Origin of the sequence: Anaerotignum sp. (genome assembly GCF_040307045.1) — a bacterium.
Taxonomy (GTDB): Bacteria; Bacillota; Clostridia; order Lachnospirales; family Anaerotignaceae; genus Chakrabartyella.
In genome coordinates this window covers 211,729-229,166 of record NZ_JAWRKF010000017.1, presented here as the reverse complement: position 1 = coordinate 229,166, position 17,438 = coordinate 211,729, and the positions used below count along the sequence as shown (strand labels likewise).

The following is a 17,438-nucleotide window of genomic DNA, read 5'->3' as shown; positions in this document are numbered from 1 at the left end:
AGTAAATGTAAGTGATAAAATAAAAACAGCGGTAAAATCCACATTCAGTACCATATCCCAACAAGGACATTAATAAGCAAAACAGGCCAAGTCACTGTATTAGAGGGTGCTACTTCTCCCGTAATTTCCTGTGCTCGCAATAATTCATCAAATATGGTATCATTATGTGAATGGTTTCATGATTAAGAAAGTTATTGCAAAAAAACATATAAAGGTTTTTGCAGTTCATTAACGTGGGATGATAAACATAATACAGCTACGGTGTACATGAGAGGAAATTCAGATTAAGCATCTGTTGCATAAATATAAGTATCCATCAGAGTAAGCCCAAAATGCAATCGAGATTGTTATTAAACAGGCGGAACTTATAAGTGTAAATGTGGTGATATAAGGGGCATTAATGGTGTTGGGTTACAAATCCCATTTTGTTTATAAGCAGTAGTTATTAATTTGATACAAAACCCTAATTATGTTTATTAGGAACTATCGAATTTTGAAAATTAGTCATTGGATATGAAATAGGAAGAATTATTAGGAAGTGCATCTTGTTTCTGAAAGAAATCGACAATAATTTCTCCAAGAGACTACAGTTTTCTGTCCTACACACTAAGGAAAAATATAAAAAGGCGAGTCAAGATAAGGGAGAGATAATTCATGGGTAATCAAGAAAAGGAACACAAACGACGTACCAGATATAAAGGAACGCATCCACGAAGCTATAAAGAAAAATATAAGGAGCTTCAACCAGAAAAATATGTAGATACTATAGCAAAAGTCATTCAAAAGGGAAATACACCTGCTGGTATGCACATTTCAATATGTGTCAATGAAATAATGGAGTTCTTAAAAATTAAGCCAGGGCAAACTGGTTTGGATGCAACTTTGGGTTATGGTGGACATACGCTAGAAATGCTAAATCGATTAGAATCCAAGGGACATTTGTATGCACTCGACGTCGATCCTATTGAAATATCCAAAACGAAAGAACGACTAGAGCATTTAGGTTATGGACCAGACATACTAACTACCAAGCAACTAAACTTCGCCAATATTGATGAAGTTGTTGCTGAGTCAGGTTTGTTTGATTTTATTTTAGCAGATTTAGGCGTCTCTTCAATGCAAATAGATAATCCAGACAGAGGGTTTTCGTATAAAAGCGAGGGGCCTTTGGATTTACGACTGAATCCTGAGAAGGGTATCTCTGCGGCTGAACGACTAAGGACTATTACGCAAGAAGAATTAGAAGGTATGCTGCTTGAAAATTCAGACGAACCGTATTCCAAAATAATTTCTAAAGCTATTGTTTCCAGAATCGAAAATGGAGCTGATATTTATACGACTACTAAGCTCCAACAAATTATTGGAGATGCGCTTCAATTTATTCCAGTAGATGAACGAAAAGAAGCGATTAAGAAATCATGTCAAAGAACATTCCAAGCACTGCGGATTGATGTGAATAATGAATTTGAGGTCTTATTTGAATTTTTAGAAAAACTTCCTAATGCCCTTGCAAAAGGTGGACGTGTAGCGATACTAACTTTTCACTCAGGAGAAGATAGACTGGTTAAAAAATCTTTTAAAAGATTGGCGCTTGAAGGCGTTTACAGCGAAATCGCAACGGAGGTTATCCGGCCGACAGTAGAAGAATGTAATATGAATAGTCGTGCTCGTTCAGCAAAAATGAGATGGGCAATTAAAGCTTGATTGAACCGCCATCGAGGAAAGCCAACTAAATCAGGATATTTTTGCGTTGATAAAGCCTTTTATGATAAGGTTACAATTGCTCCAGAGTATCCGTGCAAGAGAATGGTGAACGGATTTTACTTCACGTTTGTTCTATCCTCTATTATCATTTTAAAAGGTTGAAGCAAGCTTTTTACTATGTTAAAATTATAAACCCTACATTTTCCTGTTGGAAGTTGGTGATATTATAGAAAACACATATACAACAAATCAAGTTGCAAAAATAATTGGTATACATCCTAATACCGTAAGAATGTACGAAGATATAGGGTTTATCTCGAAACCTATGCGTAAAGAAAATGGCTATCGTGTGTTTACAGATTTGCATCTTGAACAATTCAAACTAGCTCGTACAGCTTTTCAGATTGAGGTACTTCAAAATGGGTTACGTAAAAAAGCAGTTTCTATTGTTAAACTGTCAGCATTATGTGAATTTGATACAGCAATGAAACTAACAGAACAATATATCTATTCCGTTGGGATTGAAATTTGTAATGCCAATGAAGCGGTAAAAATAGTAAAAGAACTGCTTAGAGGAGCTAACCTAGAAAACCCATATGCCTTAAAGCGAAAAGAAGCATCTAATATACTTGGAATATCAATGGATACACTCCGAAATTGGGAAATGAATGGACTGTTTAAAGTAAAGCGAAAGAAAAACGGCTATCGTGTTTATACCGATGATGATATTAGGAAACTTAAAATTATCCGTTCACTCAAATGCGCCAACTATTCCCTTTCTGCAATTCTTCGTATGATGAATGCTCTTGATAAAAATTCTAAAGCGGATATTAGCGCAGTATTGAATACGCCAGATTATAACGAGGAGATTATATCTGCTTGCGATAGGCTAATTGTATCTTTGGGCAGTGCAAAAGAAAATGCAATTGCTATAAAATCAATACTTTACAAAATGAAAAGTAGATATTCAAACCCTCCATTTTAACACCAGACTTTTGTTTGGTGTTATTCTTTTTATATTACGAAAAGGAGGCTATGAAAATGCGTGATATTATCAAGGTAGAAAATCTATCAAAAGCATATGGACATCTTAATGCAGTAAACAACTTTAGCTTTGCTGTTAAAAAAGGTACCGTTTTTGGATTGCTTGGAGCGAATGGAGCAGGTAAAAGCACGGCAGTTGAATGTGTGCTTGGGACAAAACCTATAGACAGCGGAACAGTTTCAATTTTAGGATTAAATCCAAAAGTAGATCGCAAAGAATTGTTTCAAAAGGTGGGGGTTCAGTTTCAAGAGTCAAATTATCAAGAGAACATTCGTGTTGAAGAGCTTTGTGAGGTGATGTCGTCTCTTTATAAGAAAGTCACCGATTATCGTACACTACTTAATAAATTCGGTATTGCAGACAAGTCCAAAACCTTAGTAAAAGAATTATCCGGTGGCCAAAAGCAAAGGTTGTTTATCATACTTGCGCTTATTCCAAATCCTGAAGTGGTTTTTCTTGACGAGCTCACAACAGGACTTGATACAAGGGCAAGAAGAGATGTTTGGCAAATCATAAAAGAATTAAAGCAGCAAGGACTCACTATTCTTTTGACCTCTCATTTTATGGATGAGGTTGAGGAGCTTTGCGACGAAATATGTATCCTCAAGAAAGGCAATTCAGTGTTTTATGGTACGGTTGAAGATGCCATAACAAAAAGTCCTTATGATAAATTTCTGGATGCCTATCTTTGGTACACAGATAAGGAGGCAAGAGAAAATGAAAACATTTAGTACATTGCTTAAAACAGAAATCAAATTATCACTACGTGGAATGGATATGTTTATTTTTGCTATTTGCATGCCGATTATTGTCCTTGTGGTACTTGGAATTATTTACGGCGATAATGCAGCTTTTATTGATGCTGATTACACATTTTTAGAGCAGTCTTTTGGGGCGATAGCTACAATTGCTATCTGTGCTGGTGGAGTTATGGGACTTCCCTTAGTTATTTCTGACTATCGAAGCAAGCATATTTTAAAAAGATTTAAGGTAACACCCGTGAAGCCTACGATTATCTTACTTGTTCAGGTTACAATCTATGCCCTTTACTCATTAGTATCATTAATCACGCTGTTTGCTGTGGCAATTACATTTTTTAAGTTTCGTATGCAAGGCAGTATTTATGAGTTTATTCTTGGTTGGCTTTTCGTTATGATTTCAATGTTTTCTATCGGTATGATGGTGGGTGGCATTTCAAAGAATTCTAAAGTAGCGGGAATTATTGCAAGTTTACTGTATTTTCCCATGCTGATTTTTTCGGGTGCAACTTTACCGTACGAAGTAATGCCAACTGCAATGCAAAAAATCGTTGATATTTTACCCCTTACGCAAGGCATAAAGATATTAAAATCCGCTACACTTGGATTACCTGTTAGCAATGCCGTACTGCCCATAATCATAATGACTGTTATTACAATTATCTGTTCAATAATCGCAATTATTTTTTTTAAATGGGAGTGATGAGGAAGGGAAATCATTCGCTTTTTGTAATGCACTTAAATCAAGGCTTAAACTGATTTTAACCAATTTAAAAGAGGACGGCTTCTCAATGTTCTAATATGCTCCCTTCATAAGATTCAGTGATTTATTTCAATGTTTCTTATAAAGGAAGCATATCATTTTTTACCACTCGGTTGTCCTTTTTTAAAAAATTATAATACGAGTATAGTATCATTACCATGGTTCAACAACGTGGCCGGTATTTTTTTCAAACTCGGTATTTACATAACATTGGCTGGGTGAAATTTCTATTGGAGAGGGGTTATGATGTATAAATAACTGTAAGTATGCAGGAGTGCAATCAAAGAAACGGAACTATTCTGGATCTAAAAGCAAAGGTCATGGCAAAGGAGATAATAAAAAATCTATAATACCACTGGGGAAAGCTATTACTACAACCAGCGAAGAAAACGCAATGACATTATTGATCTGGTGGAAATTAACCTCGAAAATCAATAATCCTGTTCTTTCACAAAACATATGAGCATGAGGTTGACTATCAATTTGCAGTAAATGAGTTAGGAGGTTTACAATGAACCCTTGTAGACAGTACAATAATTTCATGTCCTAACATCGTCATTTGTTCACCTAGGTTATCTTAGAATATAATACGTTTATGCAGATTATTTAATCTTAGACGAAGCATACTAATTAAAAAAATATGAAAATGAGGTAAGTCAACATGTGTACAGGATTAAGCATTCAATCTCAAGATGGTAAGTGTTATTTTGGAAGAAATATGGACTTGGCATATAATTTCAATCAAGCAGTTACGATTATTCCAAGAAGATATCAATATCAAGATAGGGTAACAGGTAATGTAGTAACCAATAATCATGCTATGATTGGGATGGGAACAGTAATTGATAACCACCCTGTTTTAGCGGATGGTTTAAATGAAGTGGGCCTTGGCTGTGCAGGATTAAATTTTGAAGGGTATGCATACTTTGAAAAGGAGCCTATTAAAGGAAAAAATAATATTGCACCCTATGACTTTATATAATGGGTATTATCGAATCATGAAACAGTAGAAGATGTTAAACAAGGGATTCGGGATTTAGAACTCGTTAATTGCCCTATCAATGACAAAACGCCTGTTTCAATGCTTCACTGGATGATTGTAGATAAGACAGGAAAAGCTATTGTTGTAGAGAAGACAAAAGACTGCCTCGCTGTACATGATAACCCCATAGGAGTGATGACCAACAATCCTACCTTTGATTGGCATCAAACTAACTTAAAAGAGTATTTACATCTGACTCCAACTTCACCAAAAGAAACTAAGTGGGGTCAGCATACGTTGAAAGCCTTAGGCATTGGAGCTGGAACATTAGGTATGCCTGGTGACTTTGCTTCAGTTTCCAGATTTGTAAGGATTGCTTATCTTCGCTCACATATGCCTAAAATTGAAGGAGAAGTGCAAGCCATAGCACAATTTTTTCATATGCTGGATTATGTGAAAATGGTTAAAGGTGGTGTCCTTACAGACGAAGGGTTAGAAGATTTAACAATCTACTCTTCTTGTATGGATCAGGAAAAAGGTATATATTATTATAAAACTTATTCCAATAATCGTATAAATGCGGTAGATATGCATAAGGAGCAATTAGAGGGCACAAATCTTAAAATATTCGACTATCTCGTAAAACAAGATTTCAACTACCAAAATTAAAATAATTAAGGTTCGCTGGATTAGATTTGTGTCTTATATGCGTGCCTAATTGAAATGGAAATCCCCGTGTCTGTATTTATTGATTAATACTTGTTAAGACTGCAATTTACACCAAGGGAATGTTATTAGTTCACGACATCACATGACATCTTTACTGTCATATCAAGGCACGTTGAGGGTGTTTTATTGATGTTAAGGGTGGACAAGTAAGAGCTCAGGAAAGGCTTGAAGTAAGGAGTTACCAAGGTTTTAATTGAAATTTTTGCGTGGTATAAATCCTCGGAATTCCTTGTGAAATGGCCTGTTGGGAACTAGACAATCCTTAGGATTTCTTTAATAGTGACCAGATATGTATCCACGACGCGTTTTTTTCGCTCATATTTTTCGCCATTTAAATGCTCATCAGCTTCCCTGTAAGAAGGGCATTGAGAATTAGTGAACCTGCAGCTTCTTAGCATATTAAATTTTAAAAAGATCGAATCTTTTAATTGGCGAAAAATAATCACCATATCCATTATAATATTAATAGAGATTTGCTTCACGAGTTTGCGCAGTTTATTAAAAGTATAGCACCAATTGAATGAAAAACAAATCCAAATGACAACAATGCAAACCTTTCCTTTTACCACAATAAGCAAAACTGTAAAGGTGGTTGTCATAAAACAAAAGAAAATAAAGCGGATGGTATTGAGATTTGTCGATAGAGAGTGTGTAAAAAAAAGTAGTTGATTACCTCAGATGAACTTATGAATATAACAGTATTGCCGAATCTACACCGGTCCTCTATTTCCATTACTTCGTCATTGTGGCAAATGAGATGAACGAAACCATTTGTCTTCAAGTTGTTGTTTGCTTTATCATTATTCATGATTAGTTGCTTGAAAGCCTTGCTTTACTATAGCTTGCGGGTTTCTGCTTCAAAGGAACAAACGACATACTTTCTTGGCGGTAATTCCCAGTTCATAAAACTACGGGAGACGTCTTCACGCTGGACTTTCTACTCGCCATGGAAGTTTTGCCATAGGGCATCCAACGAGTCAACTCCTGATTTGATTCCCATTCCTTCTATAAACTGAACGGGCGCATCCTTTTTAACGTCGCTAATATAGACTGGCTCAGCAATTTCCTGGCTGTTTTGGAACAATCCCATCTGCAATCAGTGGTACAGCACCACGCATTGACTCTGGAAATTCCTTCTATGCTCGAAAGTTACTAATGTGATATAATCTTGACAACTCATAGTATATGACAATATGAGAAGGGAGTTCAAAGTATGCAGAAAAAAATTTTTAATATTTTCCTGGCTTTTTTAATTACTTTGATTTTTCTTTTACCGTATTTAGCATTGAAGCAAGCGGAAACTGAGAAAGAAATTCAAAGGAATAAATATATTGCATCTCAAAAAGTCAACGATATATCGCAGAAGTTAATAGAGGAGCTCAATAAGAGCCTTGAATATGTTGAGGTTCTGGATATTATTGTAAATAGCAATCCCAATAGTCTTGAAATAATAAAAACATACTCAGAAATGATTTTAAATAAGCACGACATTATACAAAATATTGCTATTGCACCCAATGGAATCGTTCAATACATTTATCCAACTGTACCTAATCAAATAGTGATTGGTCATGATTTAATGAATGATCCTCATCGATATCCCTTTATAAAAAAAGCGATAGATGAAAAGAACGCAATCATTCAAGGTCCTGTAGAAGCCATTCAAGGAGGGGTATTGATTTTTAATCGCAAGGCAATATTTATGCAAGAAAATGATAAAGAAAGCTTTTGGGGAGTTTCTGTTGTTTCAATCGACTTTGAAAAACTTGTTGCTTCTTGTGGTATAAACCAAGAAAATGAAGATTATTATTTAGCATTGAATGTTCCGAAGACTGATGGATTTAAGGATTTCATATGGGGTAATTCAGAATGTTTAACAAAAGAATCAATCATCAGAACAATCAGTTTAGGAGATCAAAAATGGGAGCTTTTCATTTATCCGAGACTTGGGTGGACAAATACAGGTAATAATTGGTTCGGTTTAGGAGCTGCGGATGGCCTTTACGTACTTTTGAGCCTTATTTTATTTACTTTTGTGTTATGGCATCTTAATCGTTATTCTCAACATGCCATAGCATCAAAAATAGATATCATGACAGGTGCTTTAAATAAAAGTACTTTCAGAAAATACGTAATAAAAAATTTGAAAAAGAAGAATAAGATCCAAGCGCTTATCGTAATTGATATTGATAAGTTTAAGACGATAAACGATACTTACGGCCATCTCGCAGGAGATCATGTAATTACTGAGTTGGCTAATCGGCTAATGAAAACATTAAAAAACCAAGATCTTCTTTCAAGATGGGGAGGAGATGAATTTATCGTTTACATAAATAATTTAAGTAGCAAATCTGATATCGACAACATAATAAAAAGGATACATCGTGAAGTACAGCCTCCTTTCAACGTGGATGGTAGATTGATAAATGTGGGAGTATCGTTGGGATATACTTTTTACCCAGATGATGGAGTAAATTATGAAGAGCTGTACAAAAAAGCAGATATTATGATGTATTGCAATAAGCCAGTAAAAAAAGAAAAATAGTATTAGTTTTTTGTTTGACTTAGAAATTGGAGTTTAATTATTTATTCAACATTTTCTTTTGTAATAATTTCTTCAATAGCATATTGAGTATCAAATTTTGAAGTAAACGAGTCAATATTATCAGCAAGAACACCATTGAACAATAGTTCTGTCGTTTCACTAAACATAGCAAACTTATAATATTCAAAAACAATAAACAAAACTAAAACGGATTTATATATCATTTCGCACTATATTATTTAATTTATGTTTTTTCAGAACTTTACACCTCATAAAGCCTTTTTTTAGATAACAACTTTAAGATTGTTGAAAACAGTATGATTGAATATACCGGTGAAACAATTGAAGACTTAAGCATAAAGTCGTATATCCTCAAGGCTGAGAAGGGTACTCAAAGAAGTACTGTAAATGGAGATGAGGTTTTCCATGCCTGTGTACCGGTGTTCAATAATCATGAATGGTTAGGTACATTATGTATTATTTGGACATCCGATATAATTGACTCGGAAACATGAGATATTAGCCTCTAGGATACCCATACATTTGTCGCCGACGATGAGCTTGACGCCGTCAAGGCTCCCAAATTTAAACACAGCATGGTCGGCGCAGATGCGGCGGCCATGCTGTGCTTACGCTTTTTAACAAATGGATATGATTTTACCTTGAAACAACCGTCAAAAAACTTTCTCTGACTTTGAAATCAGTTTAAAGTTAAAAAGGGTTCAATTATGAGCTATGGATTTGAATGCCTTCTATTAGCAAGCGGATATGCGCCATCGTGTGCTCTCTCAAATCAAAGTCAGGATAGCGGACGCACCATTCATAGCTGACACCCCGTATTGCCATTACAAAATGCCGGGAAAGCTCCTCCAACGGCAATGTAGATATAAGCTCCCCGCGCCGCATACCCTTTTCCAGCACACTGTAAAACAGCGTATAAAGTTCTCTGCTGTAACCTTTCACTGCTTCGGTATCCACGGTTCCGGATAGCAGCATTTGGTAAACCTTTTTCATATTTTCATAACCGATGGTATTCAAAAGCGTTTCTGCTATTTTTTGAGTTAGAGCAAGAAGCACCTCTGAAGCTGGCATATCATCCGGCAGCGTTTCCAAAAATGTTTTGTAATCCGAGTCTGCCCGTGCTGCGTAGTCAGCAATCAAAATGGCGATCAATGCATCCTTGGACTCGTAGTGTACATAAAAAGCACCTTTGGTGATACCGGCCTCGTCGGTAATGTCCTCTACGTTAACATCGGAGAAATTGCGCTCTGTAAATAGCCTTTCCGCAATTTCATATAGCTTCTTTTTGGTCTCTACTCCCTGCGCCTTCCGCTTGTCGAGCTTTTTCTCTCTCATATTTTACACTCCTCTATTGATTTTTTCAAAAAAATTAAGTATGATAAACTAAGTTACTAAACGAGTTTAGTGAACGTGGTTATTTTTTAAAAGTATACCACTTGTCAGCCGCAAATTCAAGCAGTCAAGCCAAATAGATGTCCTTCTTAGAATTCTTCCTGACAATGTATGCGGTTAATTGAAGATTAAGATGAGTTTTTAAAATATGAAGTGGAGGGAAAAGTATGAGAAAAAATAAAATAAGGCAAAAGTTAGCGGCTATAATGCTGTCTGTTATCATGGTTGTGGGTATGCTTCCTATCTCGGCGCAAGCTGAACCAGGCGAATTATCCATTGGCGCAAGGGATGAGATTATCGCTTTTGAGGCTTTGAGGTCGGACATTGCAGTGCGCAGCGTGCTAATTGGTACAACCAAAAGGGATTTGGAGTTGCCGGGCACCCTGACGGCAACGATACGGATCGCAGCTTTAGAAGAAGAACCAATGTTGGACTCCGCAGAAACTGATGTGGAGCTGGACAGCGCCGATACGGTAAGTGGGTCAACGCTTGGCATTGACGAAATAGATGATACCGAAGCTGGCGAGGAGACTGCACTTGCCTCTCCCTCCGATGAGCAAGAAGAAGTGGAGCACATGGAATCTGAGCTAATGAGGAAAACAGTGGACAGAACAGATGAAATTACCATCCCCTTGCCTGTCATATGGGCATCATCCCCGGAGTATGATGGCGAAACGGCGGGTACATATGTTTTCACACCTGAACTGCTGGAGGGATATTCCATTGCCAGTAGTGTGGAAGTCCCGATAATCACTGTGGAAGTGAGTGTCACTGTCCCTATAGAAACAGTTACGACTTTTGACGAGTTGCCTGAGGATTTTCGCTGGCAAAACACCACCACACCGGATTTCCCGGAAACGGTATGCGGTACGGTACATGGCGAAATGGCGGACATCCCCGTAATATGGGAGGCCGACCACGATTATGATTTGGAAAATCCCCAGCCGGGACTCTATGTGTTCACCACTGTTTTGGGTGAGGGCTACTGCGTTGCGGATGGTGTGGAGCTACCACGCATCACGCTGTATATTCCACGAACAGCCGGCCGAATGGCGCGCATGGCGGGCGGCGACACGGCAGACAGCCCGCTGGAAATTACGACGGCTGCGCAGTTTGCCGAGATTGGCACGCTGGTGAACGCGCGGGAAAACGGGCTGGAGCTGTTTTTATTCAACAATGCAGGGGCAAAGATCAGTCTGAAGATGATTAATGACCTCGACCTTTCGGCATACGCTGGAGGAGAGGGCTGGGTGCCCATCGGCAATAAGAGCAACCAATTTAAAGGCATCTTTGACGGCGGCGGGCACAAAATCAGCAATTTGACCATTGACCGCAGCGACGGAGATCATCAGGGCTTGTTTGGATATATCGGTGCCAATTCATTGGTGAAAAACCTCGGCGTTGAAAACGTAAATATTATAGCAAAAGGTTATATTGGCGGTGTGGTGGGAGAGGTTCGCGGCGGCACGGTACAAAACTGCTATACCACAGGTAGTATCTACAGCGGTACTTATTACGCTGGTGGCGTGGCGGGTTGTATTTTTGAGAACGGCACACTGCAAAACTGCTACACCACTGTCAGCATCGACGGCTCGTCTGGCACCTTTTCCTTTATGATAGGTGGTTTGGTGGGGGGAGTTTACGACAGCACGGTGATAAACTGCTATGCCACCGGCAGAGTCAACGGCCACTCCAGTTCAAGTTCAACCTATACTGGCGGCTTAACGGGGTATCTTGTTGGAGAAGAAAGCACGATGAAACACTGTGCCGCCCTTAATCCTGCTGTCAGCGGCAGAGACCGTGTTGGGCGCGTGGTTGGGAGTTGGCCAGCGGAGTTCCCGGTGGGCAACAGCCAGCTTTCAAGCAACTTCGCATTTGACGGCATGACGGTAACAAAGTATGGCTACATCATTCCTCCAGCAGAGGGCGAGGACCAGATGGACGGTGAATCCAAAACAGCAGCTGACATCAGTGCAGCAGGTTTTTTTGAAACGCTGTTTTGCCATGATACGGCATGGACATATGCGGAGGGCAAGCTACCTGGCTTTGGCGCAGCGATTGTCCTGCCCACCTATCTCACCGAACCTATCACAGGGCTTGTGGGGGCAGGAACGAGCACCGATCCTTATCGAATCTACACCGCCGCCGACCTGAAATACATGGCGGATATGTTTAAAGTTGACAGGGATTCTTCCGTTAAGAAATACTATCGTCTTGAAAACGACATCGACCTCTCAAGTTACGGCAAGGATTATGAGGGCGGGAAGGGATGGGTGCCTATTGAGGCATTTGTAAACGCTGTCTTTGATGGAAACGGCAAAACAATCAGCCAGCTGTACATCAACAGAAGCAATGAAACCAATATAGGTCTTTTCGGTCAGGTGATAGCCGGTACCATCCGGAATTTGTTTTTGGAGGGCATTTCCCTGCATGGTGACACAGATTACTCAGACGGTAAAATCGGTGGTCTGGCGGGCCAAGTCAGCGGAGGCAGCACCATATCCGGCTGTGCCGCCACGGGTTCCATTACAGGAGCGGGAAAACTGGGCAGCTATTGCTCGGGCGGGCTGGTTGGCTTGCTGCAACAGGGCAGCACCCTGAACAACTGCACTTTTTATGGGACGGTATCTGCCGAGGCCAAAGTGAACGCTAAACCGCCAACTAGCCCGCGCAATATCTTTGCGGGAGGGATCGTGGGTCGGCTCTACGAAAGTGCGGCCATCTCAAACTGTGTCAGCGTCGCTGATATTTTCTCCGCTGGAGAAAGCGCCTATGCGGGCGGCATAGCCGGTCAAGTTGACAGCGGGGCAAAAATCGCACAGAGCGCCGCGCTAGGCGCTGGGCTTTGTGGAAATACCGCCGCAGGTCGTATTGTGGGAGAAATTACTTCCACCGCGTCCGGCGACCCAAACAATAGGAATTATGCATGGTGCGGCATGGATATAAACGGCTCCACGGTATCTGGTACCTCAAACAACCTAAACGGCGAGGATATGGATGTCGCCGCCGTCCAAAATCTGTGGACATCCGGTACACTAAAGTGTTGGGATAAGGAGATATGGACGCTTGCACTGGGCAAGCTACCGGTGCTCACGGGACTTGCGGGACAAAATAACAAACTTCCTTCCCATATCAGCGGCAGCTACTTCGCAGGCGCGGGTACAAGCGAGGACGATCCCTACCTCATCAAAACCGCCGAAGACCTTGCCAAGCTGGCGGAACTGGTGAATGCGGGAACCTCACCTTATGCGGATTCGGGCATATACTACAAGCTTCAAAACAACCTTGAGCTTTCGGACTATGCCACTGGGGAGGGCTGGACTCCCATTGGAAGAGGCTCAACCAAACCATTTAAGGGAACATTTGACGGCAATGACCAAACTATCACCGGGCTGGCGATCAACCGTTCAGTTTCGGATAACATTGGCTTATTCGGTTATCTTTTCATAGGCAGCAAGGTGCATAACCTTCGTGTATCGGATGCAAGTGTTTGCGGAAAGGAGAATGTCGGTGGTGTTGTGGGATATACATGGGGGGCGACGGTAGAACATTGTGCCGTCTCCGGTGATATATCAGGAGCCATGATCGTCGGCGGCATCGTAGGATATGTATCCAGTAGCACGATACAAAATTGCTACAGTAATGGCAGCGTGACCAGCACCGGAGACTATGTGGGTGGTATAGCAGGGCGTCTTGAATATGCTACTACTACGATGCAGGGTTGCTACAGTGACAGTACCATCTCCGGCAAGTACTATATCGGAGGCGTTGTGGGAGAGGTTGACGGCAGCACCGTGCAAAATTGTTACAGCACCGGAAACGTCACAGGTGGATGCTATGTCGGCGGCTTTGCCGGAAGTATTGGAAGCGGCAGAGTACAAAATTGCTACAGCACTTGCAGCGTTTTGGGGACGGATCCAGAGGGGTATGTTGGCGGTGTAATGGGCGTTCTCGGAAGCGGCACTGTAAAAAATTGTGTGGCACTTAACCTTTCTATCAACGCAGGAGCATACAATTACGGGCGAGTGGTGGGCAAAAACACCACCGGCCTTCTCTTAAATAACTATGCGTTCAGCCGCATCCCCGGTACATGGGAAGATAAAGGGCTCAGCGCAAAGGACGGTGCGGATGTGACCTCACAGACCCTGTTTGGGGGCAACTTCTGGACGACATCGGACAATTGGGACACCGCCGCATGGGACAGCGCGGTCTGGACATTTGCAAGCGGCAAGCTGCCCATACTGACTGGGCTTGTGGGGCAACCCGCTGAGGGTGGGCTGTACCTGAGAGTGCGGGATATTCAGTATGCCGCAGTGAGCGCGATGGACACTCTCACTTATAACGGTAGGGAGCAAATCCCACCCTTAGAAATCGTCTTTGATGGCGAAACACTAATAAAGAATACGGATTATATCGTTTCTATCACCAGCACAGACTTTAACGGCACCAGCGCAGGCACAAACGCCGGAATGGTGACCTTGACTTTTACCGGTATTGGCAGCTTCAAAGGTACAAAAACGGCTACTTATACCATTGACAAAGCACCTCTAACGATTGTGAGTGCCTCGATCAATCCCAAATCCTACGACGGCACCACCACTGCTGAGGTTGGCAACGTGAGTTTTGACGGCTTGAAATTCACCGAAACGCTGGCACTCGGTGTGGATTACACCGTTACTGGCGCGCGGTATAACAGCGCCGATGCGGGCAATAACAAGACTGTAACCGCTACAGTTACGCTTACCAACAGCGCCACGGCGAAGAACTACTCCCTGTTGAGCGATGCGCTGTCCATTTCAGACATGATCATCGGAAAGGCCGATTTGTCATCGGTGGAGTCTATCAACAAGAGACTGAATTACAACACGGCCCACACCAATGTGAACGTAGTAATCACCGGTCTGCCCAAGGACCGTGGCACAACAAGCTTTAGCGGTGGGACGGTGGCGGGGGACACAGCCATTATCAGCGGCACGGTGCAGGGTACTGCCACTGGCATCAAATTCTCTGCGAACGTCGGTGAAATAGGGCAAACCGCCGTCATTCCGGTGACTGCAACCATGCAGAACTACGAAGATGTCGTTGTTAATGTGGTGGTGATACTGGTTAATAAAACGTCCGTGACCATCACCGGTGTGGCGGTGGCGAATAAGGTATATGATGGCACAGCAATCGCCTATGTTGGTACTCCTGCCAATGCTCAAGGGTATATTGGCTCATATCAATATGTTTGGTCGAGCGGTTCTGTGCCCAAGGATGCTGGGAACTATACTCTGACCGTTAAAATTCCAGACAGCAATGCGGATTTTATGGGCGAGATTGAAATTCCGTTCATCATCAGTCCTGCAACAGTTACCATAACTGCAAAAAATAAGAGCGCCTATGTGGGTGGTACAGTCCCTACATTTGGCGAATCGGATTACACCGTGACCGGGCTAGCAAGTGGTGAAACTCTAAATACTACGCCGATGCTTGCCTATACCACAACCCCGGATATGAGCAAGACCGGAACCTATACGATAATTGCCACCGGTGCGGTTGTGCCCGATAACGGTAACTACAATAGACCCATCACTTATATTACAGGCACATTGACAATTAGCAATAGGCCCTTTGGTGGTGGGGGCTCCTCTGATAGTAGCGCTGTCATCGTCACCACAGCATCGGATAAGCCGAATTCACCCACACAGGGGGAAATCGAGGTTTTTGGCACAGTTGACGGGAAGGGAAATGTCGCAGTGAGCATTACTAATAAAGCTGTGTCCGATGCCTTTGACAAGGCACTCTCTGAGGCCAAGAAAAACGGCACGGAGCAAAATGGAATCACGGTGGTTCTTTGTGTGAACACCGGAAATAAGTTCGGCTCCAATGTTACGGTCAATCTACCAAAGACTGTGCAGGACATCATCATTGCCAGAAAAATCGTGAGCATCATTATTGTGGTAGACGATCCCGCCATCAGAGTTGGAATAGATTTGGCGGCTGTGCAGGAAATAAACAAGCAAGCAAAGTCTGATGTGAATATCATCGTCACCCCAATAAATAGCGACAAGCTGACGGGGGATGCCAAAAAAGTCATTGGCAGCCGGCCGGTATTCGACCTCAAGGTAAACTATGACAACGGCAAGGCGGTCAGCAACTTTGGCACAGGTAGCGTATCGGTAACCATCCCATATACCCTCGGCGCAAATGAAAAGGCCGGAAATGTGCAGGCGGTCTATGTGGATGGCAATGGCAAAGTGCATTGGCTGGTAAACTCGGTCTATGACAGTGCGGAAAAGGTGCTGCGTTTCAATACTAACCATTTTTCCACCTACGGAATCGGTTATAAACAGGCCAATCCGGCATTTTCGGACATTGCAGGCCATTGGGCAGAGGAAGATATTGCATTTGTGGTAAGTCGCGGATTGTTCAGCGGCACTTCTGCCACTACCTTTGGACCGAACACTGCCATGACGAGAGGAATGTTTGTATCCGTGCTAGGGCGGTTGACAAACGTTGATGTGAGCGGCTACAAGCAGAGCAGCTTCAGCGATGTAAAGATCGACGCCTACTATATGGGCTACATCGAGTGGGCAATCAAAAACAGCATCGTAAGCGGCGTCGGAAATGGAGAATTTTCACCGGAGCAGTCCATCACCCGTGAGCAGATGGCGGTCATTATGAGCAATTATGCCAAGACCTTTGGCTATATCTTGCCAAAGGTCCATGTGGAAAATACTTTTGCCGATAATGACAAGATCAGAACCTACGCCAAAGAAGCCGTAAAACAGATACAGATGGCAGGGGTCATCAGCGGAAAAAACAGCAACTTCTTTGACCCTCAGGGTACGGCCACGAGAGCCGAGGTGTCTGCTTTGCTGTGCCGCTTTGTAGAGCTGGCAATTTCCAGCGATACCATGCAGAGTTAGATGATGAACGATTCCGCCAAATGGATGTACTAGGAAAACAGCAAGGCACCCACCGGGAAAAAGGAGATTGATGTCTCGACCTATACATCGGGATGCTATTTGCTGAAATTACTGATGCTTATAAAAATATTAACTATTATAATGGTACAAATGCCATCTTCCATGATTTGCTTCTTACAGATGAGAGAGATTATCCGAAAGATGCAGTTTGTGAATACTTGATAAGGATTGCAATAGTCAATTTGAGAAGGGTAGACTAACGAGATATCTACAAAAGTAAACACAATTCAATTGAATACTATAATGTCAAGATATGTTGAAAAGTGGGTTGATTATATGGTTGGTTGATTAAAATAATTACGAGGATGAAAAGGTTAACAATTGAAGGGGTTTTTACCTATCTGACATTGTATCGGTGGTGGAAATGAGAAGGGTAGCCATGAACAATAAAAAGTTCATTGTAATTACGCAGTTATCTAGTTTTGAAATTACTTTTAGAAAACAGGCCCCAAAATTAGAGATGCAGTATCTGATCCAACCAAATCTAATTATGTGAAGTTATTTCCTAGAAGAAGTCTTAAGTAAATT

General features: G+C 41.6%; 8 protein-coding genes and 1 pseudogene. 7 read left to right on the top strand and 2 right to left on the bottom strand.

Annotated features, from left to right (window positions below; genetic code table 11):
* The first annotated feature begins 654 nt into the window (after positions 1 to 654).
* From rsmH to bsh, 5 genes and pseudogenes are all read left to right on the top strand, one after another.
* On the top strand, positions 655 to 1,704 hold the full coding sequence (gene rsmH / locus ABVZ64_RS09795; protein WP_352400835.1) for a 16S rRNA (cytosine(1402)-N(4))-methyltransferase RsmH: 1,050 nt from the start codon (positions 655 to 657) through the stop codon (positions 1,702 to 1,704).
* Between the two features lie 208 nt (positions 1,705 to 1,912).
* Positions 1,913 to 2,689, top strand: coding sequence for a MerR family transcriptional regulator (locus tag ABVZ64_RS09790; RefSeq protein WP_352400834.1), 777 nt, complete (start codon positions 1,913 to 1,915; stop codon positions 2,687 to 2,689).
* A gap of 56 nt (positions 2,690 to 2,745) precedes the next feature.
* Positions 2,746 to 3,480, top strand: coding sequence for an ABC transporter ATP-binding protein (locus tag ABVZ64_RS09785; RefSeq protein ID WP_352400833.1), 735 nt, complete (start codon positions 2,746 to 2,748; stop codon positions 3,478 to 3,480).
* On the top strand, positions 3,467 to 4,210 hold the full coding sequence (locus ABVZ64_RS09780) for an ABC transporter permease (protein WP_352400832.1): 744 nt from the start codon (positions 3,467 to 3,469) through the stop codon (positions 4,208 to 4,210). Before ABVZ64_RS09785 ends, ABVZ64_RS09780 begins: the two co-directional genes overlap by 14 nt.
* Positions 4,211 to 4,931: 721 nt before the next feature.
* Positions 4,932 to 5,921, top strand: a pseudogene (gene bsh / locus ABVZ64_RS09775) (choloylglycine hydrolase).
* Positions 5,922 to 6,918: 997 nt separating this feature from the next.
* Here bsh and ABVZ64_RS09770 read toward each other — a convergent pair.
* Positions 6,919 to 7,077 carry a hypothetical protein gene (locus ABVZ64_RS09770; RefSeq protein ID WP_352400831.1) on the bottom strand — a complete coding sequence of 53 codons (159 nt, stop codon included), beginning with the start codon at positions 7,075 to 7,077 and terminating at the stop codon, positions 6,919 to 6,921.
* 117 nt (positions 7,078 to 7,194) lie between these two features.
* Here ABVZ64_RS09770 and ABVZ64_RS09765 point away from each other — a divergent pair, with 117 nt between their 5' ends.
* The gene (locus ABVZ64_RS09765; protein WP_352400830.1) at positions 7,195 to 8,526 is read left to right on the top strand and encodes a diguanylate cyclase domain-containing protein; all 1,332 of its coding nucleotides are present in this window, start codon (positions 7,195 to 7,197) and stop codon (positions 8,524 to 8,526) included.
* A gap of 726 nt (positions 8,527 to 9,252) precedes the next feature.
* Here ABVZ64_RS09765 and ABVZ64_RS09760 read toward each other — a convergent pair.
* Positions 9,253 to 9,882 carry a TetR/AcrR family transcriptional regulator gene (locus ABVZ64_RS09760; RefSeq protein ID WP_352400829.1) on the bottom strand — a complete coding sequence of 210 codons (630 nt, stop codon included), beginning with the start codon at positions 9,880 to 9,882 and terminating at the stop codon, positions 9,253 to 9,255.
* 224 nt (positions 9,883 to 10,106) lie between these two features.
* On the opposite strand from ABVZ64_RS09760, the gene ABVZ64_RS09755 reads away from it, so the two are divergent.
* The gene (locus ABVZ64_RS09755) at positions 10,107 to 16,850 is read left to right on the top strand and encodes a GLUG motif-containing protein (protein ID WP_352400828.1); all 6,744 of its coding nucleotides are present in this window, start codon (positions 10,107 to 10,109) and stop codon (positions 16,848 to 16,850) included.
* Positions 16,851 to 17,438 lie beyond the last annotated feature (588 nt).

Coding starts and splice junctions, on each gene's coding strand:
- rsmH (WP_352400835.1), top strand. CDS start 655: ATGGGTAATCAAGAAAAGGAACACAAACGACGTACCAGATATAAAGGA.
- ABVZ64_RS09785 (WP_352400833.1), top strand. CDS start 2,746: ATGCGTGATATTATCAAGGTAGAAAATCTATCAAAAGCATATGGACAT.
- ABVZ64_RS09780 (WP_352400832.1), top strand. CDS start 3,467: ATGAAAACATTTAGTACATTGCTTAAAACAGAAATCAAATTATCACTA.
- ABVZ64_RS09765 (WP_352400830.1), top strand. CDS start 7,195: ATGCAGAAAAAAATTTTTAATATTTTCCTGGCTTTTTTAATTACTTTG.
- ABVZ64_RS09760 (WP_352400829.1), bottom strand. CDS start 9,882: ATGAGAGAGAAAAAGCTCGACAAGCGGAAGGCGCAGGGAGTAGAGACC.
- ABVZ64_RS09755 (WP_352400828.1), top strand. CDS start 10,107: ATGAGAAAAAATAAAATAAGGCAAAAGTTAGCGGCTATAATGCTGTCT.